The following is a 16,700-nucleotide window of genomic DNA, read 5'->3' on the forward strand; positions in this document are numbered from 1 at the left end:
TGCCGTATATACCATTTCGGGATGAATAACACGATCTGTTCTTAAGGCAACCCTCAGCGACTCACATCACTCCGCGCCTGGCTACAGTGCGACGGAGGATGCGGGTAGTCTCAGAGGACTGCATAAGTTACCGCTTAGTAATGTCGAGGACACCCTCGAACCACCCCCTCGCAGGCCCGAGGAGCCCCGAAATGCAACTCGCCGCGATCATCGTGTCGCTGGTTCTGATCGTGGTCGGCGTGGCCCTGTTCGCGCGCGCCATCCTTCAGATCTACAACTTCATGCGGCTCGGCCAGAACGTGCCCGCGGGCACCCGCACGGACGAGCCGGTGCAGCGCACCGTCACCGTCGCCAGGGAGTTCCTCGGCCACACCCGGATGAACCGCTGGGGCATCGTGGGTGTCGCGCACTGGTTCGTGGCGGTGGGCTTCTTCTCGCTGCTGCTGACGATCGTCAACGCCGTCGGCCAGCTGTTCAAGGCCGACTGGATGCTGCCGGTCATCGGCGACTGGGCGCCGTACAACGTCTTCGTCGAGTTCCTCGGCACCATGACGGTTCTCGGCATCCTCACCCTGATCGTGATCCGCCAGCTGAGCCGTCCGGGCAAGGCCGGCCGCAAGTCCCGCTTCGCCGGGTCCAACACCGGCCAGGCGTACTTCGTCGAGAGCGTCATCCTCATCGTCGGCGTCTGCATCTTCATGCTGCACGCGCTGGAGGGCGCCCAGCACCACGTGGACGGCTACGAGGCCTCGTTCTTCATCTCGTACCCGGTGGTGTCGTGGTTCGAGGGCATGGACATCTCCACGCTCCAGAACCTCACCTACTTCTTCGCCGGCGTGAAGATCGCGACCTCCTTCATCTGGATGATCACGGTCGCCCTGAAGACCGACATGGGTGTGGCCTGGCACCGCTTCCTGGCGTTCCCGAACATCTGGTTCAAGCGCAACGCCGACGGTGGGACCTCGCTGGGCGCGCTGCTGCCGATGACCTCCGGCGGCAAGCCGATCGACTTCACCGACCCCGGTGAGGACGACGTCTTCGGTGTCTCCCAGGTCGAGCAGTACTCCTGGAAGGGCCTGCTGGACTTCTCCACCTGCACCGAGTGCGGCCGCTGCCAGTCGCAGTGCCCCGCCTGGAACACGGGCAAGCCCCTCTCCCCCAAGCTGCTGATCATGTCGCTGCGCGACCACGCGCACGCCAAGGCGCCGTACCTGCTGGCCGGTGGCGGCAAGACGATGGAGGGCGAGGAGAAGGCGTCAGAGGAGCAGCTGAGGGACGTCCCCGCGGCCGCCCTCGCGGAGGCCGAGCGTCCGCTGATCGGCACCGCCGAGGAGAACGGCGTCATCGACCCGGACGTCCTGTGGTCCTGCACCACCTGTGGCGCCTGCGTCGAGCAGTGCCCGGTGGACATCGAGCACATCGACCACATCGTCGACATGCGCCGCTACCAGGTGATGATCGAGAGCGCGTTCCCGTCCGAGGCGGGCACGATGCTCAAGAACCTGGAGAAGAAGGGCAACCCCTGGGGCCTGGCGAAGAAGCAGCGCCTGGAGTGGCTGAAGGAAGTCGACTTCGAGGTGCCGGTCGTCGGCAAGGACATCGAGGACCTCACCGAGGTCGAGTACCTCTACTGGGTCGGCTGCGCCGGCGCCCTGGAGGACCGCGCCAAGAAGACCACCAAGGCCTTCGCGGAGCTGCTGCACATGGCGGGCGTCAAGTTCGCGATCATGGGCGGCGACGAGAAGTGCACCGGTGACTCCGCCCGCCGCCTCGGCAACGAGCCCCTGTTCCAGGAGCTCGGCATGGAGAACGTCATGGCACTGAACATGGCGTTCGGCGAGGAGATGGACGACGACGGCAAGGTGACCGAGGAGTCCCGCAAGCCCAAGTCGGCCAAGAAGATCGTCGCCACCTGCCCGCACTGCCTCAACACGATCGGCAACGAGTACCCGCAGATCGGCGGCGACTACGAGGTCATCCACCACACCCAGCTGCTCCAGCACCTGGTGGACGAGGGCAAGCTGGTCCCGGTGACCCCGGTCGAGGGCATCATCACCTACCACGACCCCTGCTACCTGGGCCGGCACAACAAGATCTACACGCCCCCGCGCGAGATCATCGCCAGCGTCCCGGGCATCCGCAACGAGGAGATGCACCGCCACAAGGAGCGCGGCTTCTGCTGTGGCGCCGGTGGTGCGCGGATGTGGATGGAGGAGCGGATCGGCAAGCGCATCAACAACGAGCGCGTCGACGAGGCTCTCTCGGTGAACCCGGACATCGTCTCGACGGCCTGCCCGTTCTGCCTGGTCATGCTCACGGACTCCGTGAACGGCAAGAAGAACGATGGCACGGCCAAGGAGTCCATCCAGGTCGTCGACGTGGCCCAGCTGCTGCTGGAGTCGGTCAAGACCCCGGTCCCGGACGACGAGCCCCCGGCGGGCACCGCCGAGGCGGAGAGCGAGCCGGAGCCCCAGCCGGTCAAGTAGCACCCGCTACGGCAGTCCCTACGGCAGTCCGACGCCCCCACGCCCCGCAGGGCCTGGGGGCGTCGCCGTACGCTCGACAGCTGTACTTTTGCGGCAGAACCCGCTCCGGAAGGACCACCTCGTGATCATCTTCGGCACCAAGGGCTACCTCTACCAGCTGGCGATACTGACGCTGGTGTGCGGCCACTGCGGCAACCCGTCCGCGCATACGCTGCGCAAGCGCGTCACCAAGTTCACGCTGTTCTTCGTCCCGCTGTTCCCCGTCTCGACCAAGTACGCGACGCAGTGCACCTTCTGCGGCGCGGAACAGAAGGTGACCGGCGAGCAGGCGGAGCAGCTGCAGGCGCAGGCCGCCGCCGCCGGACAGCACGGCGCCCACGGCGGTCAGCAGCCGTACGGGCAGCCGCAGCAGCCGTACCAGTCCTGATCGGTCTGCGGCTTCGGCCTACGGCTTCGGCTGCTTGGGTCCGTTCATCGCGTCGGCGGCATGCCGGGGGCCGGGCCGTGACGAGAACTGTCCGACGAGTTCGCGAAAGCAGACCAGGGCGGTGATCGGCGGAATTCCGACGACCACCATCGCAAGCAGGGAATGCGCCGACTGGCCGATGCACAACGCCACCGCGGTGCCGGAGGAGATCAGCATGACGGCCCAGGAACGCCGGGCCGTCCGACGCTGAACGGAAGCCCGCAGGATGGACAGACCCGCCAGCAGCCACGGTCCGTAGACCGTCAACGGCCACCAATGGGCCAGATTCGGCGACACCACAAGGAGCGCGATGGAGCGCAGCTGATCGTACGAATACGAAATGGACCAGGTGAGCATCGTGACCGCACACAGGGTGATGAGTGTGACCAGGACCCCGACGGTGAAGATCTTTGGGTTTCCGGCAAGGATGTTATTGCTGGGCTGAGGCCGCTTTCGATGGACCGGGCGGGGCGGGGGCCTGTCGCGGTGTGCCGGCGGCGGGGTCGGAGCGGGAGCGGGAACAGAAGCGGCGGAAAGATCGATGCCCTGCGTGGTGTTCAGCATCTGGGCCAGCTCTTCGTCCAGGTCCCAGCCGCCCGACGACGAGATCGTCGCATCGGGGACATGCCAGAGGTTCTGCATGTCGAGCTGCTGAGTATAAAGAGGCTGTTCGTCTACCGCGTCATAGTCGGCCCTCATTGCTAGAACTTTTCCCCTTCCATCGTGGCCCGGAGATATTCGCTCTCCATCCGGCTGATGGTTCTCAGAAAATCCTCAAGCAGATCCGAGCAGTGCGTGATGCCTTCCGCAGTGGTCTGATCAGCTGCCTGAAGCGAGCGGAGCGGACGAGCCTCAGCTGCATGTTTTTCATGCCAAGTCACGCCCACCTAACGAGCACCGGACAGGGCAGGACATCTGGCATTCGGGGGAATATGCGTCAACGGTGATTATCTAAAATATCAACGCAAATTTATGATGCGGTGTTATCGAGGGACTTACGATTACCGGTTCCATTGGTCCGGGCAGGTCACAGCCGTTCGCCCTCCTGGAGGTACACCCCGTCCGCCGTCACCCGGTCCGTCCGCTCCGAGCCGCCGACGACGCGGCACAGCTGTCCACGGTCAGCTCGGCGCGGCGCAGCGCCGGGTCGGGCTCCTTTTCGAGGACCTGCGGGGGATCACGGCTGGGGCGCGGCCCCATAGGTCCCGTACTGCGGAAGTCCCGCCGCCTCGAAGACGTGCACGGAGAGACCGCCCGCCGTCATCCGGTGGCTGACGGGCCGTAGACCCGCGGGGGCGCCGCCGTCCGGGAACAGGCGTCGGCCCTGCCCGACCACGACCGGGGCGATCGCGAGCCGCAGCGTGTCGATCAGCCCGGCGGCCAGCAGGGACTGGGCGAGGCGGGCGCTGCCGTGGATCTGCAGCTCCCTGCCCGGCCGCTGCTTCAACTCGGCCACCTGGGCGTGCACATCACCGGACAGGATCGTGGTGGGGTTCCAGTCGGCCCTGGTCAGGGTGTGGGTGGCCACGTACTTCGGGAGGCCGTTCAGCGGCCCGGCGTTCGGATGGTCGGTCATCTTCGGCCAGTCCCTGGCGAAGTTCTCGTACGTACGCCGCCCGAACAGGAACCCGTCCGCCTCCCCGAGCCAGCTGCCGACCAGCCGCTCGAACTCCTCGTCCGCATACGGCACGAACCAGCCGCCCTGCGTGAACCCGTCGCTGGTGTCCTCCTCCGGGGACCCGGGCCCCTGGGAGACACCGTCCAGCGACAGAAACTCCTGCACCGTCACCTTCATCGCACACACCACTTCCGCTCGGGGCCCTGGATGTCCTGTCCGGGGGCACGTCGGACGTCTGTACCCCCTTTGACCTCATGCGGTGCGGGAACTCATCGGTCGGGGAGCTCGCGGACGCCCCTCGGACGTCCTCCCCCCAGGCCCACGCGCCGCCGCGCCGGCTCATCCTCCGCCGGACGGCTCCCGTACGACTCCGCGCGTGGCCCGCCGCCGAGCCGCGAGGGCGAGGGCGAGGGTGAGGACCGGGCCGGCGGCCAGGAGGAGGGACAGGGTGGCGTAGCCGTATGTGAGGGTGGCCAGGGAGGCGACGGCTGCGACCAGGAGGGGGCCGCCCGCATCGCCGAGTTCGCGGCCGAGTTCGGCGGAGCCCATGGTCTGGCCGAGCCGTTCGGCAGGGGTGGACGCGGCCAGCGCGGCGAAGCCGAGCGGGGTGATCAGGCCGGTGCCGATGCCGATCAGGGCGGCGGCGAGGAGGATCCCGGCCAGGCCGGGCAGCATCGCGCAGGCCAGCCCCGTCGCAGTGGTCGTCAGCCCGGCGGTGAGGCCGGTGCGGACGGTGAGCCGGCCCTCGTCCAGGGCCCGCCCGGCCTTCGGCTGCACGACGGCGGCGCAGGCCGCCAGCACCGAGACCGCCGCTCCGGTCGCGACCGTGCCGAGTCCGGCGGCGGCGCCGGAGACCGGCAGGAAGCCGACGCCCACGGAGAGGGCGGCGGTCGCGGCGGCCAGCGCGGCCGTCGGGCGAAGGAAGGCCGGGTCGGCCAGGCGCCGGCCCAGGTCCAGCACGGTCTGCCGCTGCTTGGGCAACGGCGGTACGTGCGGAACCGCGACCGCGGCCCAGAGCGCGACCGCCACGCCGAGCACCGCCAGCACGGCGAACAGCAGCCGCAGACCGCCGGCCCACACCAGAACCCCGCCGAGGAGCGGGCCGAGGGTGTAGCCGATGGACTTGTAGAAGCCGTAACTGCCGAATGCCCGCCCGTGTTTGGCGGCCGGGTTCAGCCGGGCGACCAGCGCGGCGGCGGACGGCGAGAACGCGGAGGCCGCGGCACCCTGACCGAGACGGGCGGCCCAGAGCCAGCCGGGGCTGTCGGCAGCGACGTAGGCGGCGGAGGCGAGCGCGAACGCGACGAGGCCGCCGAGCAGCACCGGGCGGGCGCCGACCCGGTCGGCGAGCGTCCCGAACAGCGGCTTGAGGAGGACCTCGGCGCCGTCGTACAGGGCGAGCAGGCCGCCCAGGACGAGCAGGGAGGTCACCGCGTCGTCGGAGTGGCCGCCGAGGCTGGCGGCGATGCCGTGCGCACCGAAGGCGGTGGTGAAGCCGGCGGCGTACAGGGGCCACATCTGGTGGGCGGGGGCTGTTTGTCGGGCCGGCGCCGGTGTCGCGGTCAAGTGCCCGTCCCCTCCTCGGACACCGGTGTCCGGTGCAGGGCGGCGAAGACGCGCTCGGCGTAGTCCTCGCAGGCGGCCGTGCAGTCCTTGAGCCGCTCGCCGGCCGTGACGGCCTCGGGGGCGCCGAACACGTCCCGGGCCGTCAGATCCCGGTGCCAGCGGCGCAGCCGCTCCAACGACTGCTCCTCCTCCTCCAGTTCGGCCAGGGTGAACTTGGCGATGCGGATCTCCTTGGCCAGCTCCTGCTCGAACTTGCCGCAGTCGGCGAGGAATTCGGCCCAGTCGGCGGACCGGGCGGCCGTGAACATCGTCCGCAACCGCTGCCCGTCCTGCGCGCCACGCCCGGTGGCCGCCAGCGACACCGCCTCGCCCCCGGCCCGTTCGGTCAGCTCCAGCGCCCGGGCGATCCCGTCGCCGAACACCGGCACGTCCGGTACGCCCCAGACGCCCTGCCCGAGCGACAGCGCACCGATCTTCCGCAGCTCACGCCAGACGGCGACCCGGTGCCGGGAGGGTTCGGCCGGAACCTTGATGACGAGGACGATCCAGCGCACGTCGGTATCAGTCACATCGGTCACATGGGTGAATGTAGCAGCCGTTACATCCATGATGTGTTCTCCCACGGCGCCTTACTGAGCGGCGCGACGGACCCCTGACGCCGGCCGGAGCCCTGCGCGATAGCGTGGCGATCATGGCGGACTGGGGGCTTCGGCCGGCCTCGGCGCACGACGTCGAGGCGGTGGCCGAGTTGCGTGCCGTGGTGCTGCGGGCGGATCTGGAGCGGCTCGGGCGCTACGACGAGCGCCGGGTGCGGCAGCGGCTGCGGGACGGATTCGACCCGGCGCACACCTGGGTGATCGAGACGGGCGAGGTCTTTGCCGGCTGCGTGGCGCTGCGACCGGCCGAGGACGGCCCATGGCCGGGGCGGTCGCAGGAGCAATGGCTGGAACACTTCTACCTGGCCCCGCACCTCCAGGGCCGGGGTATCGGTTCGGACGTGTTGCGCGAACTGATGGAGTCTTGTGACCGCGACGGTGTCCTCGTCCGGCTGAACGTACTGCAGGGCAGCCCGGCCCGACGGCTCTACGAGCGGCACGGGTTCACCATCGAGACCGAGGATGCGGTGGACGTGTTCATGGTGCGCGCGCCGACCGGAGCAGCCGGTGCGAGCGGCCGGGAGAGCCAGTCGCCGTAGCGGTGTCGCCGTCGGGCGTCCAGGACATGACGGGATGTCAGCGGCCGTGGACGAAGGTGACCGTCTCGTCGAGTGGAGCCCGGCCCGTGCGGGGGTCCCGCACGGTGACGTCCTCGAATCCGATCGACATGCCGCAGAAGAGGATGAGCTCGGTCGGCGGCGCCAGCACCTCCGCGACGGTCTTGCGGTACTTCGCCCACGCCATCTGCGTGCAGCTGTGCAGCCCTTCGGCGCGCAGCAGCAGCATGACGGTCTGCAGATACATGCCGACGTCGGACCACTGCGCCGGGCCCATGTCACGGTCGAGGTAGCAGAACAGGGCGGCGGGCGCGCCGAAGCAGTCCCAGTTCGCGGCAGCGGCCCGCTGGCGCGCCTCCAGGTCCTCGCGTGGGATGCCGAGTCCGCCGTAGCGCTGCTCGCCGAACGCGAACCGGCGTTCGCGGTAAGGGGACTTCAGATCGGGCGGGTACTGCTCGTACTCCGGCTCGTCCCAGGGGTCGCCCGAAACCACGCGTTCGCCGGCACGCTTCTTGAGCTCGGCCAGCGGTGCGCCGGTCAGCACATAGGCGTGCCACGGCTGGACGTTCGACGCCGACGGGGTCCAGGCCGCGGCGGTCAGCACGCGGGCCAGCACCTCCCTCGGGACCTGCCGATCGGTGAATCCGCGCACGGCCCGTCGGCTCGTGACCGCCTCGTAGACGTCCAAGGTCGCCTGCCTCCTCTTTGCTCGGTGCGTCCGTCTCCGTTGCAGTCGCGACGGTATCATTCGATACCGTCTCGTGTTTAACTATGGTCGATCTCAAGCCATGCCCGTCAGCCCCTGGCAACCCCCGCCTCGGGCACCCCCCTTGGAGAAAGCCCATGGCCACGCTGCTGCACATCGACTCGTCCGTGCTCCCCGGCGAGGCGTCCTCGTCCCGTTCGGTCGCGGCCGCCTTCCGTACGGCCTGGGAGGAGCAGCACCCGAAGGGCACGGTGATCTACCGCGACCTCGCCGCCGATCCCGTCCCGCACATCACGGCCACCGCCTGGTCCGCCGGCTACGCCGACCCGTCTGAGCGCACCACGGAGCAGTCCGCCGCGTTCGCCGAGCGGGTGAAGCTCATCGAGGAACTGGAGGCGGCGGACGCCGTCCTGCTCGGCGCCCCGATGCACAACTTCTCGATCCCGTCGACCCTCAAGGCATGGCTGGACAACGTGCTCCTGCTCGGCCGCACGGCGGGCGAGAACCCCTCCGCCCAGGGCACCCCGGTCACCGTCATCGCCAGCCGCGGCGGCTCATACGCACCGGGCACCCCGCGCGAAGGCTTCGAGTTCGTGCAGAACTACCTGGAAGTCGTCCTGAAGCGCACGCTCGGCCTGGACCTCGACTTCATCGTCCCGGAACTCACCATGGCCCCCCGCAACCCGGCCATGTCCGAACTGGTCCCCCTCTACGAGGCCTCCCGCACGCGCGCTTTCGCGGACGCGGCCGCCAAGGCCAAGGAACTCGCGGAGCGCCTCGCCGCGTGACGCCTTCGCCGGGGACGGCACACGGCGTACCCGCCGACGGGCGCGCTGCGATGCGCCGGTCGACGGGTACGCCGGTCGGCGGGTACGCCGGTCGGCGGGTACGCCGGTCGGCGGGTACGCCGGTCGGCGAGTGGACCGGTCGGCGAGTGGGCCGGTGCGCTCAGGCCTCGTCGTCCGCCGGATAGGCGAACCGGGTCAGCAGATCCCTCAACTGCTCGGCCTCGCCCGGCCGCAGTCCGCCGACCAGGCGCTCGGCCCGCGGCTCCGCCGCCACGTGGGCCGCGTCGAAGAGCTCGATGCCCTGAGGCGTGATCTCCACCGCCCGCACCCGACGGTCTCCGTGAACGGCCTTGCGTACGGCCAGCCCCTTGCGCTCCAGGTCGTCCACGACCCGCATGATTCCGGCCTTGTCCGTCCCGGTGGCCGTCGCCAGGTCCCGCTGCACCGTGGGCCCGCGGTCCACCAGCACGATCAGCACGGCGAAATGCCGCAACTCGATGCCGAGCGGCCTCAGCGCCTCCGTCATCACCGTCTGCGCGCGCCAGTGCGCCCGGCGCAGCAGCAGACCGAGAGCGAACGGCGACCCGTCACCGGGGCGGTCGGTCGCACGCGAGGCGGCGGGCACAGCGGGAACGTCGGCGGGCATGAGGCCACACTACAGCGGCCGATTCACTCGAAACGGTATCAACTGAAACGAATGCGGCTACGACTCCTGCGGCTGTACCCCGCTGCCACGGCCCGTCGCCGATCCGAACCCCAGCCACGTATGACGGTTGCCCCACCAACACCAGCCGACCTTCGGGGCATTGCGCCGCTCGCGGCCGTCGCGTCCCGTGCCGTTGCTGATCCAGATCGCCGGAGTCCGGGCGTCCAGGGTGCCGTTCGGCTTGCGCAGGCGGGAGCCGATGGTCATGAAGCAGCGGTTGCGCTCGAGGATCGCCGGCTGCTGGAGCACCCAGTGGATGCCCTCGGTGAGCAGCAGCGGGCTGCGGCCCTCCTCGGTCAGGGCCGGCAGCGCCTCCTCCGGGCTCCAGTTGGCCATGCGGTCGCCGCGGTCGAGGCCGGTGACGACGTAGAGCGGCGCGTCGGGCAGCTCGACGATGTCAGGGACGAAGTCATCGACGTCGGGCATGTCGACGACGACGAAGCCGGGCTTGCCGTCCCGGCGGAGCAGCGGGGCGAGGGCGGACGCGGGGGCGCGGTCGGGGTGGACGGCGAGGAGCGCATCGCCGTCGGCGCCCCCGGCGTTCTCCGCGAAGGTACGCAGCTCGTGGGCCGGTATCCCCGCGAGCTCATGCACCCCGAGCTCGATCAGGCGTGCCGCCTGGGCGGCGAGCGGCGGGAGGGCGGTCACAGTGGCGTCGGGCGCGATATCGGGCATGGTCCCCCCAGGTTCCTGGTTCGGCGCAGCAGCAGTCCTGAGGTCAACGCCAAGTCCCGCCGGAAACGTTCCCTGCGTTCGCATCCCGCCCTGCGGACACTTTCAGCCAGACCGCACATCCCCCGCACCCCATCCCCGCACAGGTCTGTCGCCCCATCTCGAACGCGTGCATCATTACCCAGTTGTTGCCCCAGGTGCTGACGAGGTGAGCGGTGCGCGCGCGAAGAACCGGGAAGAGCAGAGCGGCCGTGACCGGCACGATCGCCACCCTCTGCGCCCTCGCCCTCCCCCTCACGGCCTGCGGCCCCACCCCGCACGACGACGCCGAGCCGGCCCGCCACACCCCCGTCCACATAGCCGACGCCCCCGCCCGGCTCCCCGTCCCGCACGGCAAGGGCAGCAGGACGCCCGCCGACTTCAACGGCGACGGCCACCGCGACCTGGTCCTCAACGACCTGGTCAAGGCGCAGGCCCATGCCGACGACGCGGGCATCGGCATCGTCTACGGCGGCGAGCGCGGACTGACCCCGGGCGCGCGGCAGTTGCTCAGTCCGCGCCGCCAGGCGGCCCCGACCAAGGGCCGGTTCCCGGCCGCCTTCGACGCGGAGGCGACCTGTGACCTGGACGGCGACGGCTTCACCGACCTGGTCGTCTCCACCGACCCGCCCTACGACGGCCAGGGGCAGCCCCCGGTGCCGTTGCAGATCCTCTACGGCTCCCCGAACGGCCTCACCGGCAAAGCGGTCAAGCTCGCGATCCCGGCCCGCGCCCGCGCCGGCAAGGACTGGCCCGACCAGCCCGTGTGCGGCGACTTCGACGGCGACGACGCGCAGGACCTCGTAGTCCACGCCTCCGGCGGCCAACTGAGCTTCCTGCGCGGCCCGTTCACCCGCAAGGGCGCTCCACGCGCGGCGGGTGCCCCCGTCGAGGCCCCCGGGAACGCCCCCTCGGGCCCGGCGGCCGACGTGAACGACGACGGATACGACGACCTGGTGGTCCGTACGACGGAGGGCGCGGGCACGTCATCACTCGTCCTCGGCGGCCCGACCGGACCGACCCGGACCGGCGCGACCCTCCCGACCGGCATCGACGTGGCTCTCGGCACCTTCGGCAAGGGCAAGGCGGCCCTCGACGCGGCGATCGGCACGATGGACGGAACGTCCCTGCGCTACGACCTCCCGGCAGCCACCGCCCGCGGCACCCTCGCCACCCCTGGCTCGGTACTCGACGCCGCCGACTTCGACGGTGACGGGCAGAGCGAACTCCTGTCCAGCGGGAGCGAGTTGCGGATCCTCCGCGGTCGTACGGCAGGACTCACCGCGGCGGGCATGGTGACGGTGAAGCCGCCCGCCCGGGGCACCACGCGCGTCGTGACGGCCGCCGACTTCGACGGGGACGGGCGGGCGGACCTGGTGGTGCGGACGTATGCCGGCGAGACGAAGGACACGGTGGCGGTGTATCCGGGCGTGAAGAAGGGGCTGGTGGCGGCGGAGCCGTCGGTGCGGTTCTCCAGCTCGGAGTTCCTGGCACGCTAGCCGGGCCGACGTCCGCCCCCGTCAGTCGGCCACCCGGGCGCCGATGGCGCGAGCGCGGCGGCGGGCTTCGGGGCTGAGGCCCTTGCGGCGGGGGGACGTGCGGTGGTTGTAGGCGGTGGGCTGGGCAAGGTAGCTGAGCCCACGCAGGCCGGGCCCCGCCACCACGCAGGCGAAGCGCGGGTCACCCGCGTACCGGAGTTCCTCGTCGTAGTCCTTCATGGACTGGCGGGTCAGGGACCTGAACAGTCCCGCAGCCGCCTTCAGCGACACCGTCGTCTCGGGCTTGTCGGGATCCGGGAGCACGAAGACCGCGTCCTTGCCCTTCGTGATCCGGACGGCACCCCGCTGCTGCCGCCATGGATAGACCCGCAGGATGCGGAGCACCCGCCGGAACCGGAAGAGCCTGCCGAGGGACAACACGGCGTTGAACACGAGCACGGCGAGCACCAGGACCATGGGCACCACGGCCGCCACGGGCAGCAGCACGATCGTGACATACAGCGCGGCCCACCAAAGGGCCACCCAGCCGAGGAACTTGGCCAGCTGGGCCGCGACCGCGCGGGCCAGGCCACTGCTGGTGCCGGGCGTGTCCCACGCCACCGGGCCGTCGAAGCCGCTCTGCGTCGAGTACGTACTCATGCGCTCACCTGGTCATCCGAAGTCGGCCGTGATGGTGGTGTTGATGCGGTCGGGGTCCGCGTCCGGTCCGTCGCCCTGCACGGTCCGCTCGATGTCCGGCAGCGGGTCGTGGAAGGCCACGGTGTGCGCGATGGCCTCCATCCACTCACGGTAGTGCGCACGCGCGGACACGGAGGTCGTGCTCAGCGTGAGGACCGCCAGCTGCGTACCGGACGGCGCGGGGATGTACACGTCGCACTGATAGAGGTCCTGCGCGGGCATCCCCGCCATGGCCGGCGTGGTCACCAGCGTGTCACTCACCGAGCCGGGCCGACCGCCGGGCAGCGTCAGGAGCTTGACGTTCACCGCGCTCTCCCGCAAGGAGACCGCCCGGACCGCGGTGAGCTTCGGGGGCGCCCACTCGACGTCGCGCAGGGCGACCGTGACCGTGGACATGGCCGAGGAGCCGTCGCCGGCGAAGTGCATGCCGAGGGAGCAGCCGATGACGCCCTCGCTGCGCATCTGCGCCACCACGAACCGCATGTCCCGCAGCGCGCCCACGTAGCGGTCGCGCTGCTCCTCGGGCGCACTGGCCAGGATCAGGGCCATGACGTTCGCGAACTGCTCTTCGTACTCGGTTCCCGGCGCCGGATCGAGCGCTTCGAGCGGTACGTCGAGATAGCCGTCGGGCAGCGCGTACCAGAGCTTTGCGCTGCTGTCCCGGGCCGAGTCGTCGATGACCAGGCGCAGCGGCCTCTCGGCTGCGTGCTCCGTCTGCTGGGTCTGCTCCGTCTGCTCGGTCTGCTCCGTCTGCTCCGTCATCGCAGCACCGCCCGCAGCGTGGCCTGGATCGGGCCGAGCGCACCGGGCGCGTCGAAGAGGCCCGCGCGGCCGCCGTCGACGCCGGTGGCCCCGTCCTTGCCGGGCTTGAGCGCGTCGATCTGGTCGGCCGCGAGACCGAAGCCGGCCGTCCCGACGCCGGCGATCGGAGAGGCGTAGGCCAGCGCCTTGGTGAGGCCTTCGCCGCCGCCCACGCCCCGGACGATCAGGTTCCCGATGGGCCCGGCGTCGGTCGTGGCGGGCATCAGCCGTCCGGCGGCCGTGACGGTGTCATCGCCGAACCGGCCGAGGAACTGGCCCACGCTCACCGACTCGCTCGCAAAACGGGTCGACTGAACCGCCCCGTTGAGGCCGCGCGTCACGGCACCCACAGCCGGCACCGCACCCAGCGCGTCACCGACGAGGCCGATGGAGTTCTCCCAGAAGTCGGAGTCGAACTCACCCTTGGTGAAGCCGTCCGCCAGCGACGCCCGCACCTTCGGATCCGCCAGCCGGGACCCCATCGTCGCCAGGCTCAGCGCACCCGCCGCCAGCAGCATCGCGATCCCGAACGGCCCCGTGCACAACAGCGCCAGCAACCCCGCCACCGCCGCCAGCACACTCAGGATGTTGGTGAGGTTGTCCCCGATCCAGCTGAGGGCCTTGCTCAGCCACCCCGGCTCCTCGGGTGCCAGATCGTTCGTGGCGTCCTTCAGCTTCTTCGCGAGGTCCCGCGCCTCCGCCTCGTGCGTCCCCTCCAGCTCGCGCGCCTTGCGCAGTACGTCGTCGAGGGCGCCCTGCGCGTTGTTCACCGCGGTGACGGCATCGCTGAGCCGGGTGTTCGCGGCGTTCAGGCGGGCCTGGGCGGACTCCAGCTCGGGGCCCTCCTGGAAGGTCTGCCCCGCGAGCTTCAGGTCGGGGTCCTGCTTCGCCGTGTCGTGCCGGGCGTCGGCGGTCTTCAGGTCGCCCTTGTGGTCGGCCGCCTCGACGTCGTACTTGTGCGCCAGCTCGCGCCGACCGGTCAGCCCGCCGTGCCAGCTGCCCAGGTGGCCCGCGGCCAGGGTCAGCGACTTGTGGGCGTCCTTCATGTACTTCGGCAGATCGCCGTCGAGGGCCTCACGGAAGCCGACGGCGGCGTCGCCCTCCCAGAAACTGGACTCGCCGAGCAGCTTGTCGATCTTCTGGTACGCCGTCTGCAGCGCGCTCGCCGAGTTCACGAGCTGGGTGCGGAGCTTCTCGACCTCGCCGGGCTCGCCCGGCACGGGGTTCCAGCCGAGGTGGACGTAGGGATTCTGTGCCATCGCGATCAGTCACTTCCCCGCAGCCGCGGCCCGCTTGAAGCTCTCCTCCAGGGAGGTCTCCACTTCGCGGTAGTTGTCCGTGTTCTTCTGGAGCCCCTCGGTGAGCTTGCCGATGCGCTCGCGGATCTGCTCGTTGCCGTACTTCCAGCGCTCCTGGAACGTGTCGCAGGCCTCGTCCAGCTCCGCCGTCCCGATCTGGTCCGACCGCACGTGCTGCAGCGCGGTTCGCACCTGCTCAAGGGACTCGTTGGCGCCGTTGAGGTCCTTGGTGAACGCGGCAAGCTGCTCGATATCGGTCTTGAAGTGGTCCCCCACGCGATTTCTCCCCGTTCACGCTTCGCAGTCGCATCGGCAAACGACAGCCGGTGGCCGAATGGGCCCGATGATGCCATGGAGGGGTGAAGGGACCCCCAAGGGGTCACGGAATCCGCACGAAACGCCCCACCTCGGCAGACGCGTGGGGAGTGACCGGAATCGCGGGCGGCGGCGCCGCACCGGGGACCTCAGAAGTTTCTCGAACTCACGTACAACCCTCACACCCCACCGCGAGTCTCCTGATCGCCGACCACCCCGTGAACCCGAGGTCAACTCCCGGAGAACACGAGCGGTCGCACCCCATCAACTGCGGATGTCTGCCAGGCATCCCCCGCATGCAGCAGGAGAACCCGCATGCACAAGCACCACCTGCGACTCGCCCTCGCGACGGCCACCGCGGCCGCGCTGACGGGCGGACTGCTCACGCTCGCGACGGCCACGTCGGCGACCGCTGCCGACTCCGCGCACGTACCGGCCGCCGACTTCAACGGTGACGGCCGGGGCGACGTCGTGGCCTCCGCGCACGGCTCCTACGTCAGTGGCCGCGCGGGCGCCGGACAGGTCGTCGTGCTCTACGGCACCGCCACCGGCGTATCGTCCGCGAAGCGCACGACGATCAGCCAGAACACCACCGGCTCCCCCGGCACCGCCGAGGCGGGCGACGGCTTCGGCGCCGAGTCCGCGTACGCCGACTTCAACGGCGACGGCTACGACGACCTCGCTGTCTCCGCCCCGTGGGAGAAGGTCGGCACCGACACCAACGGCGGCGGCGTCGCCGTCCTGTGGGGCTCCGCGAGCGGCCTCACCGGCAAGGGCGTCACCGTCACGGACCCGGCGCCCTCGTCGCACGACTTCTGGGGCAAGGACCTGGCCGCGGGCGACTTCGACGGCGACGGCAAGGCCGACCTGGCCGTCGGCAACTCGTCCAGCACCATCCACGTCTTCAAGGGCGGCTTCAACGCCACCGGCACCCCCGGCGGGCGCTACACCGTCAAGCCGCCCATCCACACCGGCACCAACGACTTCCCCTACGGCCCGCTGAGCCTCACCGCCGGTGACGTCAACGGCGACAAGCGCACGGACCTGATCGTCGACGGGTACGAGACCCAGACCGACTACGGCTGGAACCAGAACTACTTCGTGCCCGGCACCGCGAGCGGCCTGAGCGTCGCCTCCGCCAAGGTCCTCAAGCCCGGCATCATCACCGCCATCGGCGACATCAACGGCGACGGCTACGGCGACATCGTCAGCGGCGCCGGCTGGGACAGCACCACCACCGACGGCACCCCCGTCCCGGACGCCTCCAACGGCGGCAAGGTCAACATCACCTACGGCGCCGCCGCCGGGCCCGCCGCCACCTCCGGCATCACCCAGAACTCCGGCAACGTCCCCGGCACCTCGGAGCAGGGCGACGGCTTCGGCTGGGAGCTGGACCTCGGTGACGTCAACGGCGACGGATACCAGGACCTGGTCGTCGCCTCCCCGAACGAGGACATCGCCGGCCTCGCCAACACCGGCCAGGTCACCGTCCTGTACGGCTCCGCGAGCGGCATCGACACCGTCTCCGGCGTCCAGGGCCTCGCCCAGAGCACCGCGGGCGTCCCCGGCAACGACGAGAAGAACGACCTGTTCGGCGCCGACGTCAAGCTCGACGACGTCACCGGCGACGGCAGGGCGGACCTCGTCCTCGGCTCGTACGAGAACGAGGGCAACGGCGGCCTGACCTACCTGCCCTCCAACGGCACGAAGATCACCACCTCCGGCTCGCGCACCGTCGCCCCGAGCAGCTCGGGCCTCTCGACGACCGGCACCCCGCAGTTCGGCGCGGTCTTCGCGGACTGAGTCCGCCAGGCAGGCCGTGCAGTTGTCCGGCCCGCATCCCCGTACG

General features: G+C 70.2%; 17 protein-coding genes. 6 read left to right on the plus strand and 11 right to left on the minus strand.

From position 1 onward, the window contains the following. The first annotated feature begins 191 nt into the window (after window positions 1–191). Window positions 192–2,486 (plus strand): (Fe-S)-binding protein, encoded by a 2,295-nt coding sequence (locus OG331_RS23925; RefSeq protein WP_406199548.1) that lies wholly within the window; start codon window positions 192–194, stop codon window positions 2,484–2,486. 121 nt (window positions 2,487–2,607) lie between these two features. After that, a complete protein-coding gene (locus tag OG331_RS23930; protein WP_406199550.1) occupies window positions 2,608–2,913 on the plus strand; it encodes a zinc-ribbon domain-containing protein in 306 nt (101 codons plus the stop codon). A gap of 18 nt (window positions 2,914–2,931) precedes the next feature. Here the strand turns inward: OG331_RS23930 and OG331_RS23935 are convergent, their stop codons facing one another. The 4 genes from OG331_RS23935 to OG331_RS23950 all read right to left on the minus strand — a co-directional run bounded on the left by OG331_RS23935 (window position 2,932) and on the right by OG331_RS23950 (window position 6,744). Continuing rightward, the gene (locus OG331_RS23935) at window positions 2,932–3,651 is read right to left on the minus strand and encodes a DUF2637 domain-containing protein (protein WP_406199552.1); all 720 of its coding nucleotides are present in this window, start codon (window positions 3,649–3,651) and stop codon (window positions 2,932–2,934) included. A 478-nt stretch (window positions 3,652–4,129) separates the two neighbouring features. After that, a complete protein-coding gene (locus OG331_RS23940; RefSeq protein ID WP_406199554.1) occupies window positions 4,130–4,747 on the minus strand; it encodes a dihydrofolate reductase family protein in 618 nt (205 codons plus the stop codon). A gap of 162 nt (window positions 4,748–4,909) precedes the next feature. Continuing rightward, entirely contained in the window at window positions 4,910–6,088 is a 1,179-nt protein-coding gene (locus OG331_RS23945; RefSeq protein ID WP_406210234.1) for an MFS transporter, read from the minus strand. Between the two features lie 44 nt (window positions 6,089–6,132). Beyond that, window positions 6,133–6,744, minus strand: a complete 612-nt coding sequence (locus OG331_RS23950; protein WP_406199557.1) for a Chromate resistance protein ChrB — start codon at window positions 6,742–6,744, stop codon at window positions 6,133–6,135. 83 nt (window positions 6,745–6,827) lie between these two features. Between OG331_RS23950 and OG331_RS23955 the strand changes: the two genes are divergently transcribed. Then, entirely contained in the window at window positions 6,828–7,331 is a 504-nt protein-coding gene (locus tag OG331_RS23955; protein WP_406199559.1) for a GNAT family N-acetyltransferase, read from the plus strand. Window positions 7,332–7,368: 37 nt separating this feature from the next. On the opposite strand, the gene OG331_RS23960 is transcribed toward OG331_RS23955, so the two are convergent. Beyond that, complete coding sequence (locus OG331_RS23960) at window positions 7,369–8,037, minus strand: nitroreductase (RefSeq protein ID WP_406199561.1); 669 nt, start codon at window positions 8,035–8,037, stop codon at window positions 7,369–7,371. A 155-nt stretch (window positions 8,038–8,192) separates the two neighbouring features. Here OG331_RS23960 and OG331_RS23965 point away from each other — a divergent pair, with 155 nt between their 5' ends. Next, window positions 8,193–8,843: an FMN-dependent NADH-azoreductase gene (locus tag OG331_RS23965; protein ID WP_406199564.1), complete on the plus strand. Its 651-nt coding sequence runs from the start codon at window positions 8,193–8,195 to the stop codon at window positions 8,841–8,843. Between the two features lie 160 nt (window positions 8,844–9,003). Here the strand turns inward: OG331_RS23965 and OG331_RS23970 are convergent, their stop codons facing one another. Continuing rightward, window positions 9,004–9,489 carry a MarR family winged helix-turn-helix transcriptional regulator gene (locus tag OG331_RS23970; protein WP_406199567.1) on the minus strand — a complete coding sequence of 162 codons (486 nt, stop codon included), beginning with the start codon at window positions 9,487–9,489 and terminating at the stop codon, window positions 9,004–9,006. Between the two features lie 57 nt (window positions 9,490–9,546). Continuing rightward, window positions 9,547–10,224, minus strand: coding sequence for a DUF5701 family protein (locus OG331_RS23975; RefSeq protein WP_406199569.1), 678 nt, complete (start codon window positions 10,222–10,224; stop codon window positions 9,547–9,549). Window positions 10,225–10,472: 248 nt separating this feature from the next. On the opposite strand from OG331_RS23975, the gene OG331_RS23980 reads away from it, so the two are divergent. Next, complete coding sequence (locus OG331_RS23980) at window positions 10,473–11,759, plus strand: FG-GAP repeat domain-containing protein (RefSeq protein WP_406199571.1); 1,287 nt, start codon at window positions 10,473–10,475, stop codon at window positions 11,757–11,759. 21 nt (window positions 11,760–11,780) lie between these two features. Here OG331_RS23980 and OG331_RS23985 read toward each other — a convergent pair whose 3' ends face one another. Genes OG331_RS23985 through OG331_RS24000 form a run of 4 tightly spaced genes read right to left on the minus strand, consistent with a single transcriptional unit; the run spans window position 11,781 to window position 14,812 of the window. Next, window positions 11,781–12,398, minus strand: coding sequence for a hypothetical protein (locus OG331_RS23985; protein WP_406199573.1), 618 nt, complete (start codon window positions 12,396–12,398; stop codon window positions 11,781–11,783). A 12-nt stretch (window positions 12,399–12,410) separates the two neighbouring features. Next, window positions 12,411–13,199 (minus strand): hypothetical protein, encoded by a 789-nt coding sequence (locus tag OG331_RS23990; protein ID WP_406199575.1) that lies wholly within the window; start codon window positions 13,197–13,199, stop codon window positions 12,411–12,413. Beyond that, window positions 13,196–14,497, minus strand: coding sequence for a hypothetical protein (locus tag OG331_RS23995; protein ID WP_406199577.1), 1,302 nt, complete (start codon window positions 14,495–14,497; stop codon window positions 13,196–13,198). Before OG331_RS23995 ends, OG331_RS23990 begins: the two co-directional genes overlap by 4 nt. 9 nt (window positions 14,498–14,506) lie before the next feature. Further along, a complete protein-coding gene (locus OG331_RS24000; protein ID WP_406199579.1) occupies window positions 14,507–14,812 on the minus strand; it encodes a hypothetical protein in 306 nt (101 codons plus the stop codon). A gap of 354 nt (window positions 14,813–15,166) precedes the next feature. On the opposite strand from OG331_RS24000, the gene OG331_RS24005 reads away from it, so the two are divergent. After that, a complete protein-coding gene (locus OG331_RS24005; RefSeq protein WP_406199582.1) occupies window positions 15,167–16,654 on the plus strand; it encodes an FG-GAP and VCBS repeat-containing protein in 1,488 nt (495 codons plus the stop codon). Window positions 16,655–16,700 lie beyond the last annotated feature (46 nt).

Source organism: Streptomyces sp. NBC_01017 (assembly GCF_045162795.1).
In the GTDB taxonomy this organism is placed as follows: domain Bacteria; phylum Actinomycetota; class Actinomycetes; order Streptomycetales; family Streptomycetaceae; genus Streptomyces; species Streptomyces machairae.

Excerpts from the sequence above, each read along its gene's own strand:
- OG331_RS23925 (WP_406199548.1), top strand. The coding sequence starts at position 192 with ATGCAACTCGCCGCGATCATCGTGTCGCTGGTTCTGATCGTGGTCGGC.
- OG331_RS23935 (WP_406199552.1), bottom strand. The coding sequence starts at position 3,651 with ATGAGGGCCGACTATGACGCGGTAGACGAACAGCCTCTTTATACTCAG.
- OG331_RS23940 (WP_406199554.1), bottom strand. The coding sequence starts at position 4,747 with ATGAAGGTGACGGTGCAGGAGTTTCTGTCGCTGGACGGTGTCTCCCAG.
- OG331_RS23945 (WP_406210234.1), bottom strand. The coding sequence starts at position 6,088 with ATGTGGCCCCTGTACGCCGCCGGCTTCACCACCGCCTTCGGTGCGCAC.
- OG331_RS23950 (WP_406199557.1), bottom strand. The coding sequence starts at position 6,744 with ATGGATGTAACGGCTGCTACATTCACCCATGTGACCGATGTGACTGAT.
- OG331_RS23955 (WP_406199559.1), top strand. The coding sequence starts at position 6,828 with ATGGCGGACTGGGGGCTTCGGCCGGCCTCGGCGCACGACGTCGAGGCG.
- OG331_RS23965 (WP_406199564.1), top strand. The coding sequence starts at position 8,193 with ATGGCCACGCTGCTGCACATCGACTCGTCCGTGCTCCCCGGCGAGGCG.
- OG331_RS23970 (WP_406199567.1), bottom strand. The coding sequence starts at position 9,489 with ATGCCCGCCGACGTTCCCGCTGTGCCCGCCGCCTCGCGTGCGACCGAC.
- OG331_RS23975 (WP_406199569.1), bottom strand. The coding sequence starts at position 10,224 with ATGCCCGATATCGCGCCCGACGCCACTGTGACCGCCCTCCCGCCGCTC.
- OG331_RS23985 (WP_406199573.1), bottom strand. The coding sequence starts at position 12,398 with ATGAGTACGTACTCGACGCAGAGCGGCTTCGACGGCCCGGTGGCGTGG.
- OG331_RS23990 (WP_406199575.1), bottom strand. The coding sequence starts at position 13,199 with ATGACGGAGCAGACGGAGCAGACCGAGCAGACGGAGCAGACCCAGCAG.
- OG331_RS23995 (WP_406199577.1), bottom strand. The coding sequence starts at position 14,497 with ATGGCACAGAATCCCTACGTCCACCTCGGCTGGAACCCCGTGCCGGGC.
- OG331_RS24005 (WP_406199582.1), top strand. The coding sequence starts at position 15,167 with ATGCACAAGCACCACCTGCGACTCGCCCTCGCGACGGCCACCGCGGCC.